Raw genomic sequence first — 13,924 nt, forward strand, 5'->3', positions numbered from 1 at the left:
CGGGATCCTCAGAAGTAGCCTTCGCGCTTTTTCTTTTCCATCGACGCGGCTTCGTCGTGATCGATCAACCGCCCCGAGCGTTCCGACGTGCGGGCGATCAGCATTTCGGTGACGATGCCGTCCAGCGTGTCGGCCTCCGATTCCATCGCGGCAGTCAGCGGGTAGCAGCCAAGCGTGCGGAAGCGCACACGGCGCAGCTCCGGCGTCTCGCCGGCGGCGAGCGGCATCCGCTCGTCGTCAACCATCACCAGCATTCCGTCGCGTTCGACAACGGGTCGCTCGGCCGCGTAGTAGAGCGGCACGATCGGGATGTTTTCCGCGCGGATGTACTGCCAGATATCGAGTTCGGTCCAATTGGAGAGCGGGAAGACCCGCAAGGATTCCCCGCGCCGCACCCTGGTGTTGAAGACCGACCAGAGTTCGGGACGCTGGTTCTTCGGGTCCCAGCCGTGCTGCGGCGTTCGGAATGAGAAAATCCGCTCCTTCGCCCGCGACTTTTCCTCGTCGCGGCGCGCGCCGCCGAAGGCCGCGTCGAACCCGTGGAGATCGAGGGCCTGCTTGAGCGCCTCGGTCTTCATGACCTGGGTGTAGAAAGACGCGCCGTGATCGAAGGGGTTTACGCCGTCGGCAAGCCCCTGCGTGTTGGTATGGGTCAGAAGCTCCATACCCGCCTCGCGCGCCATGCGGTCGCGAAACTCGATCATCTCGCGGAACTTCCAGGTGGTGTCGATGTGAAGCAGCGGAAACGGCGGCGGCGCGGGATAAAAGGCCTTGCGCGCAAGATGCAGCATGACGCTGGAATCCTTGCCGATCGAATAGAGCATCACCGGGCGGGCCATCTCCGCGACGACCTCGCGAATGATCTCGATGGACTGCGCTTCAAGGCGATGAAGCTGGCTGGCGCGATTGGACACGATCTGCTCCTGAAGCCGGGAGCCGGGCCCGCCCGGAAACCAGGCAGGCCGCTCCGACACTGTGACTGAGCCGGACGCGCCAAGGCGCTTCTCCGGATCACCCGTCCGTATGGCTCGGGCTCAGGTTCACAATTACGGTCAGGACAATGTCAGGGCGAGGAACAGGATTGCGGACAAATGCCGCGCGGTAAAAAATCTCTGTCAAATCGCGTTCGGGGCAGCCTTGATCGCGCGGGTCAGTGCGGCAGCACGGGCAATGAGGGTGGCGTCGCCGGCCGCCAGAAAGCCCGGATTGGCGAAGTCGCTGTCCGTTGGCTGGTTGCGCTTGCCATAGAGAAACGGCGCGCCGTCAAGGCCGGAGACCTCGCCCCCGGCGGCGACCAGAACGGCATGCCCCGCGGCGGTGTCCCATTCCATCGTGCGCCCGAAGCGGGGATAGAAATCCGCCTCGCCGCGCGCCAGCAGACAGAATTTCAATGAGGATCCAACGCTGACGCTGTCCGCCAGTCCGAGCCGGGCGAGCAGGTCATCGGTCTGGGCGTCGCGATGCGAGCGGCTGGCGACGGCGACCGGCTGGGCCGGCGCCGGCTTGCGCACCTCGATCCGGCGCCAGTCCGCCGGAGCGCCCGCAGCCGAAACGCGTTCGAAGGCGCCCATGCCGGTCTTTCCGAGAAATGCCGATCCGCGATGCGGGGCAAACACCGCGCCCATCACCGGCAGGCCGTTTTCCACCAGGGCGATGTTGACGGTAAAATCGCCACGGCCCGAGATGAACTCGCGCGTGCCATCCAGCGGATCGACGAGGAAAAAGCGATCCGAGACCTGCGGAATTTTACCGGCCGACGCGGCCTCCTCCGCCACCACGGGAATATCGGGGTACAGGCGGGCGAGCCCGTCGAGGATAACCGCTTCTGCCCGTCGATCCGCCTCGGTAACCGGGCTGTCGTCGGCCTTGCGGTCGACGTTTACCCCGTCGCGAAACAGGGACAGGATCACATCGCCGGCCGCATCGCAGAGGTCGGCGAGCGCCTGAAGCTCCTCGTCAATCGCCATGATCCCCTTCCCGCCTCAGTTCGATACGGTCTGCAACGGGTCGGACCGTTTCGACGTCGCGCCCTTGCCGATCCCGCGATAGACCAGTCCGGCGCGTGCGACATCCTCCTCGCGCCAGATGTTGCGCATGTCGATGACCGTGTTTCCCTGCATCCTGCCAGCGATCTGCGTCAGGGACAGGCCGCGATAAAGGTTCCATTCCGTGACCACGGCGAGCACGTCGATACCGTCGGCGACATCATAGGGATTGTCGCGCCATTCCGCTCCGGGAAGCAGCGGCTCCGCCTGGGCGCGCGCTTCCGGGTCGTGCAGGACGACGCGCACGCCGCGTGCCTGAAGGGCCGGCACGATCACCAGAGAGGGCGCGTCGCGCACGTCGTCCGTGTTCGGCTTGAAGGCAATGCCGAAGATCCCCACGGACTTTCCTTCCGGGTCGGGACCGAGTGCGGCCAGCACCCGCTCCGCCATGTCGCGCTTGCGCGCCTCGTTGACGGCAATGGTCGTTTCCACGAGCCGCAGCGGCGCGCCGTGGCGTTGGCCGGTTGCGGCCAGCGCCGAGGTATCCTTGGGAAAACAGGACCCGCCGTAGCCTGGACCGGCATGAAGGAACTTTCCGCCGATGCGGTTGTCCAGTCCAATTCCGCTTGCCACCTTCTGCACATCCGCGCCGACCTTCTCGCACAGATCGGCGATCTCGTTGATGAAGGTGATCTTCAGCGCCAGAAAGGCATTGGCCGCATATTTCGTGAGTTCGGCATTTTCCAGCGTCGAGACCAGGATCGGCGTCTCGCGCAGGTAAAGCGGCTGGTACAGGCGGCGCAGCGTGGCTTCGGCGCGCTCGTCCTCGGCGCCGACGACTACGCGGTCGGGACGCATGAAGTCCTCGATCGCGGATCCCTCGCGCAGGAACTCCGGGTTCGAGGCGACCGAAAAGTCCACACCCGGACGTTCCGCACGCAGGATCTCGGCCACCTTGCGGCAGGTGCCCACCACAACGGTCGACTTGATGACGACGACCGTACCTTCGCGCATCACCCGCGCGATCTGGCGCGCCGCCTCATAGACATAGGTAAGATCCGCCTCGCCATCGCCCCGTCGCGAGGGCGTGCCGACAGCCACGAAGACGACGTCGGCAGCCGCCACGGCCTCATCGAACGCGGTTGTGAACGCCAGCCGGCCGGCTGCGAGGTTGCGCTCGATCAACGCATCGAGGCCCGGCTCGTATATCGGCACTTCCTTGGCGTTCAGCCGGGCGATCTTGTCCGCGTCAATGTCGACACAGGTCACGTCGAAGCCGAACTCGGAAAAGCAGACGCCGGACACCAGCCCGACGTATCCGGTTCCAATCATCGCAATGCGCATGGGAGCTCCTGAAGTCGATAGTCGCAAAAGACACGGTTTGCCGGCGATGGGCGCACCGGAACCGATGGGTCCGCGTGGAAAGGCCGCAAAGGCCGGCACCGCGCCGGCCGCATACGGACCGTCTATAGGAAATCAACTGCGACGGAAATGAGACAAACACAGTCGCGAGGTCATCGCCGGTCGATCCGCCCCGGAAAGACGCCGCGTTGGTGTTCGCTTGCCATCGGTTTGTCAAGCGGTTACCTCCATCCCTCTGCGGATCGTGGACCGCCCCGGGAACGATTCGCAGATCCGCATGCCCGGAACCGGAGAGCAAGAATGGCGACATTGGTCACCGGCGGCGCTGGTTACATCGGCAGCCACATGGTCTGGCGCCTGCTCGATGCCGGAGAAACCGTTGTCGTCATCGACGACCTGAGGACGGGGCACGACTGGGCGGTTCCCGGCCAGGCCCATTTCATCCAGGGTGATGTGGGCGAGCGGGATGTGCTGGAGCGCGCCTGCGCGCTTGCACCGATCGACGCCGTGATTCATTTCGCCGGTTCCGTCATCGTGCCGGAATCGCTTGCAGATCCGCTAAAATACTATCGCAACAACACCTGCGCCTCGCGCGCGCTCATCGAGAACTGCCTTGCCGCAGGTATCGAGCGGATCCTGTTTTCCTCAACGGCCGCGGTCTACGGCGACCCGGATACCTGCCCCGTTGCCGAAACGGCGCGCACCGTGCCGACCACCCCTTACGGCACGTCGAAACTGATGGTCGAGCAGATCCTGCGCGATACGGCCCGGGCAACGGGCCTTCGTTATGGAGCGTTGCGATATTTCAACGTTGCCGGCGCCGATCCGCAGGGCCGCGCCGGTCACTCGACCACGGGAGCAACCCATCTTCTCAAGGTCGCCTGCGAGACCGCGCTCGGGATTCGCGACAGCATCACGGTCCATGGCACCGACTATCCCACGCGCGACGGCACGGCGGAGCGCGACTTCATTCATGTAAGCGATCTTGTGGAGGCGCATTTCCTGGCGCTTCGCCACCTGCTCGACGGGGGCGACAGCTTCACCGCGAATTGCGGCTACGGCCAGGCCTATTCGGTGTTCGAGGTGATCGATGCGGTCGCAAAGGCGGCCGGCAGGGAGGTACCCATTCATCTTGGTCCGCGGCGGGAGGGCGATTCCGCGCGCGTGATCGCAGACAACACGGCGCTTCTGGGCTTGATCGACTGGCACCCCGCCTATTGCGATCTGGACATGATTGCCCGGCATTCGCTGGACTGGGAAAAGCGACTGCGCGCCCGCAATGCACCGGTGTCGCAGTCCGGCTGACCACTCCCGCGACGATGAACGCCAAGATGACCCGACAGCGGAAAGCTTCTCCGTTCTTTGTCAAATGCGACAATATCGACGCCTTGGGCGATATCTGGTTTTCTTGTCGAAATCCCTGAATATGCGAAGAGATCGCGTATATTCGGAAAAAACACGGATTGCTGCTGTGCGGATGAGCCAATGCCCGGTCCTGCCACAGGCCCCTTGCGCAGCGCGCGGGGCCTGACCGGCTTGCCATATTCCAGGCAATCTTGCATGCGATTGGCCAAGGCGCCCGGCGCTGCGTCGACACGAGAGAAGCTTACATGTCCCTTCGGGCACACAACACGATCATTTCCGGTTTCGCAGGTCGCCTTCCCGGCGCAGAGTCCGTTGATGCGTTCTGGCAGGTTCTGAAAGACGGCCGCTGCACGGTTACCAAGGTCGGCGCCGACCGCTTCGACTCGCGTTCGTTCATTCACCCGGACCCGGCCACGCCCGGGCGCAGCGCGACGTTTGCCGCCGGGCAGATCGATGACGTATGGGGATTCGACGCAAACTTCTTCGGAATTTCTCCGCGCGAAGCCGTGCAGATCGACCCGCAACAGCGCCTGTTGCTGCAGGTCGTCTGGGAGGCGATCGAGGACGCCGGATTGAAAGCCTCCGACCTCGCGGGCAGCAACACCGGCGTCTATGTGGGTGCCTCGGCGCTCGACTACCACCAGCGGCTCCTGTTCGACATGCCCGCGGTCGACATCCAGACGATGACCGGCAACACCTTGTCGATCGTCGCCAACCGGATCTCCTATATCTTCGACCTGCGCGGGCCGAGCTTCACCCTCGACACGGCCTGCTCCTCGTCGCTGGTGGCCCTGCATCAGGCGGTCGCGGCGATCGAGAGCGGACAGGTCGAAACCGCCATCGTCGCCGGCGTGAACCTGCTGCTCAGCCCGTTTTCCTTCATCGGCTTCTCACGCGCGTCGATGCTGTCGTCGCAAGGACTGTGTCGCGCCTTCGACGCATCGGGAGATGGCTATGTGCGCTCCGAAGGGGCGGTGGCGCTCGTGCTGCGACGCGACGCACCCGGCGTTGCGGCGCGCGCGCGCATTCTCGCCAGCGGCATCAATGCGGACGGGCGAACGGCGGGATTGTCGCTTCCCTCCTCTCCCGCCCAGACGTCGCTGCTGCGCTCGATTTATGACGATCTCGATATCTCGGCCGACGATCTCGCCTTTATCGAGGCGCATGGCACCGGCACGCAGGTCGGCGATCCGGCGGAGGCCAATGCGCTTGGCCAGGTGATCGGCCAGGCCCGCGGCACTGTCCTGCCGATCGGTTCGGCCAAGACCAATGTCGGGCATCTGGAGCCCGTGTCCGGGCTCGTCGGTGTTCTCAAGTCGATTCTTGCCCTTCAAAACCGGTTGCTGCCGCGCTCCCTGCATTTCGAGACGCCGAATCCCAACATCGATTTCGCCGCCCTGAACCTGTCTGTCGCAAGCGACCCGTTGCCGCTGTCCGGAGAGGTCTCCCGTCAACTCGCCGGGATCAATTCCTTCGGCTTCGGCGGCACCAACGCGCATACCGTGATCGGCGAGGTCGCCCCCCGGCCCGAACCGGCGAGCAGGATTGCCGACGATGCGCCGCTGGTCGTATCCGCCCGCAGCGAGGCCGCGCTTCGTGCGCTTGCGGGCCGCTACGCTGCACTTCACGCACAACCGGATGTTGCCGCCGGGACGGTCGCGGATGCCGCGATCCGGACCCGCGACCTGCATGACCATCGCCTCGTGGTGCTGGGCGACGGCGCGACAAAGCGCGCCGCGCTCGAGGCTTTTGCCAGCGGAGAAAACGATCCCGCCGCCGTAGCCGGGCGCAGCCTCGCCCAGCGCGGCGGACTGGCCTTTGCCTTCTCCGGCAATGGCGCGCAATGGGCCGGCATGGGCCAGCAGGCCTATCAGTCCGACAAGACGTTTCGCGAGGCCTTCGAGGCGGTCGACCGGCACTTCATGGCCGTGTCCGGCTGGTCATTGGTCACCATGCTGTTTTCCGCCGATCTGGATCAGGAGATCGGGCGGACGGAAATCGCCCAGCCGATGCTCTTCACGCTTCAGGTGGCGATCGTGACAGCGCTGGAAAAGCGCGGCATCGTGCCGGACATGGTGGTCGGCCACAGCGTCGGCGAGGTGGCCGCGGCCTGGTGCGCGGGCATGCTGGACCTGCCGACCGCGACCCGGATCATTCACGTCCGTTCCACCCAGCAGGAGTTCGTCCGCCACCTCGGCTCCATGGCAGCCCTGCTGTTGCCGGAAGCCGACGCGCGCGCGGCCATTGCGTCGTCGGCTCTCCCCGGACTGGAGATCTCCGCGATCAATTCGCCGCGCAGCGTCACCGTCTCCGGCCCGTCCGACAGCATCGACGCCTTCGCCCGTCATGCCCGGGCCAACCGCTGGGCCCTGCGCAAGCTGGACATCGCCTATCCCTTCCACAGCGCGCTGGTGGATCCGATCGAGGCGCCGTTGCGCGACGCGCTCGGCGCGATCCCCTCATCGCCTGCCAGACGCGGGTTCTTCTCCTCCGTCCATCCGGATGCGGAGACCGTCACGCCGGACGCCACCTACTGGTGGGACAACGTGCGCCAGCCCGTCCGCTTCTCGCAGGCGGTTGAAAACATGGCCGGCGCCGGGGCCGGCGTTGTCGTCGAAATCGGCCCGCGCCCGCTGCTCGCCACCTATCTGCGCGACACGTTCTCAGCCGCCGGCGCCTCCGCCGCGGTGGTGACCTCTTTCGACAAGCCCTCCGAAAAGCTCCCGACGGCCGAGGCGCTCGATCCCGTCGCCGCGCGGATCGTCGTCGCGGGAGCGCTGCCGGATGCCGACCTTTATGTCGGCCCGCAAGGCGCGGGCCTCCCGGCCCTGCCGCATTACCCCTGGCAGAACACGCCTTTCAGCTTTGCCGAGACCGACGAACGCATCCTGGGGTCGTGCAACTGGCCGCTTGCCGGTCAGCGCCTGAAGCCGGACGGATGCGAATGGTTCAATCTCATCGATGCCGAGCTGCACCCGTTCCTTGCGGGTCACAAGGTCGAGGAGGCCGTGGTCTTTCCGGCCGCAGGCTTTGTGGAAATCGGCCTGCGCGCCGCGCTGGAATGGACCGGCCAAGCTGCGGCGGAACTGCATGACATGGACATCCTGCGTCCGCTCGTGCTCGACCCCGGCAAGCCGCAGGAAACCAGGGTTCGTCTGTCAGCAGACGACCGGATGATCGAGATTTGCGCCCGCCCGCGCTTGTCGGGAGCCGAATGGTCGCTGCATGCCCGCGCCGGGTTCCGCACGCCCGCCGCCCCGCCCGAGGCGCCAGATCCCGCCTCCGCCGCCCCCGATGGCTTGCGCATTTCCCATGACACCATCTACGAGATGACGCGCGCCCACGGTCTCGGGTACGGCGAGGCCTTCCGCCTCGCCGATCATGCCGACATCGTGAATGAGCGAACCGCCGTCCTTGCCCTGCGGCCGGCATCGAACGAGGACGCAAGCCGTCCGTTCTCCTTGCATCCGGCCCTTGCCGATGCCGGGTTCCACGGCCTGTTCGCGCTGCTCTCGACCCACGAAAAAAACCAGACCGGCGGCGGCTTTTTGCCAGTGCGTACCGGGACGGCGGAGCTCTTCGCCCCGTCGGCGCACCCTGCTTCGGTGGTGATCACTATCGAGCGTGCCAGCCCCCGCTCCATCCTTGCAAGCTTCCTCTATCTGGACGCGGACGGGGCGCCGGTTGCCCGGCTTTCCGGCGTTCGCTTCAAGGCCGTGCACTTCCATCTCGATCAGGCCGGTCCGGTGTCCGCCTATCGCGTCGAGGCGCGGCTTCTGGCCGGCTCCGACACCCCGCTTGGCCTTGCCTGCGAAACCATTGCGGCGCGCGCCCGCGCGGCGGGGCTTGTCGCCGAGGCGGACGCAGGTTTCTCCCCGTCGGACGACCGGCTTCTGCTCGACGCACTGGCACGGTCGGTGGTTCACGCCTGCCTGTTTGAGGTTCTCGGCCGCGACCCGGTCTCGCCCGCATTGGCGGTCGAGACCGGCAGGATCCATGACGCGGCGCGACCGTTCGTCGCCCATTTCCTGCAGGAACTCGCGCTTCACGACCTCACGCAGGAGGCCGACGGCCAGTGGCAGGTGACGCCTCCGGACCCCGCGCTGTCCGCCACGACGCTCCTCAACATGCTGTTCGAGATGTCCAACCCGCATGGGGTCGAGGCGGCATTGCTGGCCCGGCTTGCGCGCGACCTGCCGGCGCTGCTGCGCGCGGGCCTGCCGGACACCGCGAGCACCTTTGCAACGGCCGCTCTTCTGGAGGCCTATCGCCACGAAAGCCCGGCAAATGCCGCGCTAGAGGCGCCACTGCTCGCGCTTGCCGACGACGTTCTCGCGTCCTTGCCCGACGACCGTCCGGTCGCCGTGCTCTTCGTCGGATCGCGCCGGGCGAGGCTGGCGGCAGCGATCAGCGAACGACTGGACGCGCATACCGCGCAGTTGACGGTGACCGATACCGCAAGCGCACAGCTCGACCGGCTGCAGCGCCAGTGGCGCGGACGGCCGGACACGCGCTTTGTGGCTGCCGACGACGCCGATCTGCCCCAGGCCGGCGGCTATGACATCGTCTTCGCCTGCGATTCCCTGGGTCATGCCGGTTCCGTGAGGCTCACGGACCTCAAGCGGCTGATGGCATCGGGCGGGCAGTTGATTGCGGTTGAACGGGCGCCGAGCCTTGCCTTCGACCTGATCCTCGGCTGTGGCCGGGACTGGTGGAGCGCGGATGCGGATGAGGCGGCCGCGCCGGCCTCGTTGCGGAGCGCGGAGGAATGGGAGCCCGCACTTCGCGCCGCCGGCTATGTCTCCGCGATCGCACGGCCGCTGGAAACCGGCTTGGCCGATGCAATGCTTGTTCTGGCGACCGCGCCGGCTGCGGGTCTTGCGGACATCCCCGAGGAGACCGAGGCGCAGGACCGGCGCCGCATGCTGATCCTGTGCGACGCCGACGGACCGGGGCGCGCCGTCGCCGGCGCCTTGCAGGCTACGCTTGGCGCCAGCGGCATCGATGCCAGCCTTGCCGTTCCCGGCTCTGCAACGCGGCGGGTGTCGGACCGCGACTGGTCGCTCGATCTCGACGACGCGGCCGCCTGGACGGAGAATGCCGATCTTGCCGAGGCCGCCGGACATGGCGTGATCGATCTTTTTGGTGCGTTCGCCCCGGCGGGAAATGCCTATGAAGCCGGCGCGCGGCGGCTGTGGGGGCTCACGCGCCTTCTCCAGGGTCGCGCCCGGATCGGTCAACCGCTGCTGATCGTGGCGCCGGAGGGCGCGCAAGCCGCCGCTCTCGGCCGTGCCCCCGATCCGGTCCAGGCCGGCGTCTGGGCCTATGGGCGGGTTGCCATCAACGAATTCCCGGAGACCGAAATCCGGCTGCTCGACATCCGCAGGGATCTCGATCCGAGCACGGCCGCCCTGCGCATCGCGACGCAGGTCATCCGTCCCGACGCGGAACGCGAAATCGTCCTCGACGGCGACCGGCGGCTTGGCCTGCGGCTCGAGCGCGTCCCCCCTGCGGTCTTGCAAGATCCCGATGCCCCCCGGCTGGACGGGATCTGTCTCGACATTGCGCAGCAAGGGTCGCTTGACCGGCTGGCCTGGAAACCGACGGCGCGCAAGGCGCCGACCGGATCCGAGGTCGAGATCGCCGTCGGCGCCGCGGGCCTCAATTTCCGCGATGTGATGTGGGCCCTCGGTCTCCTGCCGGAAGAAGCGCTCGAGGACGGTTTTGCCGGCCCGACGCTTGGCATGGAGTGCTGTGGCGAGGTCGTGCGCGTCGGTCCGCAGGCGCGCTCCATCAAGCCGGGCGACCGGGTGATCGCCTTCGCCCCGGCCTGTTTTTCCAGTCACGTGCTCGTGTCGGAAACCGGCTGCGTGGCCGCGCCCGAGGGGATCGGGGACGCGGCGGCGGCAACCATTCCCGTCGCCTTCCTGACGAGCTACTACGCGCTCATCCACCTTGCCGGGCTTCGGGCCGGCGAGAGCGTCCTGATCCATGGCGGCGCGGGCGGTGTCGGCCTTGCCGCGATCCAGATTGCAAAACACGCCGGCGCAACGGTCTTCGCCACCGCCGGAAGTCCCGAGAAACGCGCCCTGCTCGAAGGGCTCGGGGTCGATCATGTTCTCGATTCCCGCTCGCTCGCCTTTGCCGGCGAGGTGATGCGGATCACGCAGGGCAAGGGCGTGGATGTGGTGCTGAACTCGCTGTTCGGCGAGGCGATGGAGCGCAGCCTGTCGGTGTTGCGGCCCTTCGGCCGGTTCCTGGAACTCGGCAAGCGCGATTTCTACGGAAACACCCATCTCGGCCTGCGGCCGTTCCGCCAGAACCTCAGCTATTTCGGCATAGATGCGGACCAGTTGCTCGTCCACCAGCCGGATCTGGCGCAGCGTCTTCTGAGCGAGGTCATGGAACTCTTCGACACGGGCGCGCTTCACACGCTTCCCTACCGGACGTTCCGGGCGGATGATGCCGTCGCGGCCTTCCGGCTGATGCAGCAGGCCGGCCATATCGGCAAGATCGTGATCTCGCCGCCGCAGGAGCCGCCCTCCCCCGTCGCGCCGGCGCTCGCCCCCGTTCGCCTGGACCCGGAGCGGGCCCATGTCGTCGTCGGCGGTTTCGGCGGCTTCGGAGCGGAGCTGATCCGGCGGCTCGCCGATATGGGCGCACGCGAGATCGCCGTCCTGTCGCGTCGCGGCGAGCAGGCCGATGGCGCGGCTGAGCTGATCGCCGAGTTGGGCTCCCGCAACGTCCGGGTCACGCCCCACGCCTGCGATGCCTCCGACGAAACCGCCGTGGCCGGCGCGCTTGCCCGCATCCGCGCTGCAAGCGGCGGTCTTGCCGGCGTCTATCACACGGCCATGGTGCTGGAAGATACGCTGATCGCGAACCTGAGCGAAGACGCCCTGCGCAAGGTGCTTGCACCCAAGGTGCGCGGCGCCGAACTGCTCGACCGGCTGACGCGTGAAGACGACCTGCAGCAGTTCGTGCTGTTTTCCTCCGCGACAACGCTGGTCGGCAATCCGGGTCAGGCCAATTACGTTGCCGCCAACGGCTATCTCGAGGGGCTTTCCGCCAAACGTCGGGCGGAGGGTCTGCCCGCCCTTGCCGTGGCCTGGGGGGCAATCTCCGACGCGGGCTATCTGGCGCGCAATGCCGAGGTCGGCGACAAGCTCGCCCGCAAGCTCGGACGGCACGCGCTCACCGCACGCGAGGCGCTGGACGGGCTCGCCGCCCTGATGAGCGACGCCCAGACAGACGTCCGACAGGCGGCCACCGGCTATGCCCGCATCGACTGGGCCGCAGCGCGGCGCGACCTCGCGCTTCTCGCCACGCCCTATGCCGAACGCCTCGGCATCGAGACCACGGAAGGCGCCGGAGGCGAAGCTGCGGCGATCGATCTCGCCAGCCTGCTCGACGGGCTCGACCGCCCGGCGGCGATTGCCCGGATCTGTCAGTTGCTCGCCGTGGAGATCGGCCGCATCCTGCGCATCGGCGAGGAGGAAATCGATCCGGCCCGCCCGCTTGCGGATGTCGGCATGGATTCCCTCATGGCGCTGGAACTCAGGATGGCGGCCGAACGCCAGTTCGGCATCGACATTCCGTTGATGTCGCTGGCAAACGGCGCGACACTGGCCGACATGGCCGCACGGATTGTCGATCAGGTGCAATCGGGATCCCGCGACGGCGACGGCCTGTCCGACGAGGCGCAAAGAAATGCGATGCAGCATCTTGGAGATGACGCGTTCGCCAGCAGCGAGGACATGGCCGATGTCGCCGCCCGGATCGAAGAAAAGACCAAGGACGTGAGGAGCCTTTTGTGAGCCGCGAGGGCGACACACCATCCGGTGCCGGACACCGCCGCGACCTGATGGCAAGCCTTCGGGCCAGCCACGAGGCCGCGCGCGGCCGCAAGCCCGCGCCCCGGGCGGACCGGGCGGCAAAAACCCCGCCGCCGGTCACGGCGTTCGACTTTTCAAAGCTTCCAGCCTTTCGCCAGTTGAGCATGCACCGCGCGGCCGCCGACATGATCGGCCTGGAGAACCCCTTCTTTCAGCCGCATGACGGCATCGCCGGCGCCACCACCTGCATCGACGGCGTGGAGCACGACAATTTCGCCTCCTACAACTACCTTGGCCTGAACGGCCATCCCGAGGTCAATGCCGCGGCGCTCCAGGCTCTAGAGACCTATGGCACGAGCGCGTCCGCCAGCCGTGTGGTTGCCGGCGAACGCCCGATCCATCGCGCCCTCGAGACACGTCTGGCCGCGCTGCACGGCGTGGAGGATGCGGTCGTGATGGTGAGCGGCCATGCCACCAATGTCACCACCATCGGCCATCTGCTCTCGTCGAGCGACCTCATCGTCACCGATGCGCTGGTGCACAATTCGATCAGCGAGGGCGCGCGCCTGTCCGGCGCCGCGCGGATGAACTTCCCGCATGGCGACCTCGACGCCCTGGAACGCCTGCTCACCGACCAGCGTCACAAGTTCGAACGGGTGCTGATCGCGGCGGAGGGCATCTACAGCATGGACGGGGATTTCCCCGACCTGCCGCGGCTGATCCGCATCAAGCAGATGTTCGACGCCTGGCTTCTGGTCGACGAAGCCCATTCCGCCGGCGTGATGGGCACCAGGGGACGCGGCATCGCCGAGCATTTCGGCGTCGACCCTACGGCCGTGGAAATGTGGATGGGCACGCTGTCGAAGACGTTTTCCGCCTGCGGCGGATATATCGCCGGCTCGAAGGCGCTGTGCGACTACCTGCGCGCGACCGCGCCCGGCTTCGTCTTCTCCGTCGGGCTTTCGCCACCGCTTGCCGCCGCAGCCCTTGCCTCGCTCGACATCATGGACCGCGAGCCGGACCGTCTGCGCCGGCTTGCCGCGAACGGACACCGCTTCCTGGCGCGCGCGAAAAACGCCGGTCTCGACACCGGCCCGAGCGCCGGGTTCAGCGTCATTCCCGTCATCGTCGGCGATTCCATCGGCGCGGTCACGCTGTGCAACCGGCTGCTAAAGCGCGGCATCAACGCGCTGCCGATCGTCTTTCCCGCCGTTGCGGAGAAATCCGCGCGCATCCGCTTCTTCATCACCAGCGAGCATTCCGACGCGCAGATCGACCGCGCGGTCGATGCCACGGCCGAAGAACTCGCCGCCATCCGGCAGAAAAACACCCGGTTTTCCGACCTCGTCAGAAACGGATCCGCGCCGGAGTAGGCGA

6 protein-coding genes are annotated in these 13,924 nt (G+C 66.8%); 3 read left to right on the forward strand and 3 right to left on the reverse strand.

All coding sequences use genetic code 11. The features are described 5' to 3' along the window. Positions 1-8: 8 nt before the first annotated feature. The 3 genes from cysD to LC092_RS01865 all read right to left on the reverse strand — a co-directional run bounded on the left by cysD (position 9) and on the right by LC092_RS01865 (position 3,329). Positions 9-914, reverse strand: coding sequence for a sulfate adenylyltransferase subunit CysD (gene cysD, locus LC092_RS01855; RefSeq protein WP_224804460.1), 906 nt, complete (start codon positions 912-914; stop codon positions 9-11). A 201-nt stretch (positions 915-1,115) separates the two neighbouring features. Further along, positions 1,116-1,967, reverse strand: coding sequence for a 3'(2'),5'-bisphosphate nucleotidase CysQ (gene cysQ / locus LC092_RS01860; RefSeq protein WP_224804462.1), 852 nt, complete (start codon positions 1,965-1,967; stop codon positions 1,116-1,118). A gap of 15 nt (positions 1,968-1,982) precedes the next feature. Continuing rightward, a complete protein-coding gene (locus LC092_RS01865) occupies positions 1,983-3,329 on the reverse strand; it encodes a UDP-glucose dehydrogenase family protein (RefSeq protein WP_224804464.1) in 1,347 nt (448 codons plus the stop codon). Positions 3,330-3,647: 318 nt separating this feature from the next. On the opposite strand from LC092_RS01865, the gene galE reads away from it, so the two are divergent. The 3 genes from galE (at position 3,648) to LC092_RS01880 (ending at position 13,920) form a co-directional block, all read left to right on the forward strand. Beyond that, positions 3,648-4,652 (forward strand): UDP-glucose 4-epimerase GalE, encoded by a 1,005-nt coding sequence (gene galE / locus LC092_RS01870; protein ID WP_224804466.1) that lies wholly within the window; start codon positions 3,648-3,650, stop codon positions 4,650-4,652. 305 nt (positions 4,653-4,957) lie between these two features. After that, entirely contained in the window at positions 4,958-12,529 is a 7,572-nt protein-coding gene (locus LC092_RS01875; RefSeq protein WP_224804468.1) for a type I polyketide synthase, read from the forward strand. Between the two features lie 47 nt (positions 12,530-12,576). Continuing rightward, on the forward strand, positions 12,577-13,920 hold the full coding sequence (locus LC092_RS01880; RefSeq protein ID WP_263626968.1) for an aminotransferase class I/II-fold pyridoxal phosphate-dependent enzyme: 1,344 nt from the start codon (positions 12,577-12,579) through the stop codon (positions 13,918-13,920). The last annotated feature ends 4 nt before the right edge of the window (positions 13,921-13,924 follow it).

Origin of the sequence: Stappia stellulata, assembly GCF_020176715.1 — a bacterium.
In the GTDB taxonomy this organism is placed as follows: Bacteria; Pseudomonadota; Alphaproteobacteria; order Rhizobiales; family Stappiaceae; genus Stappia.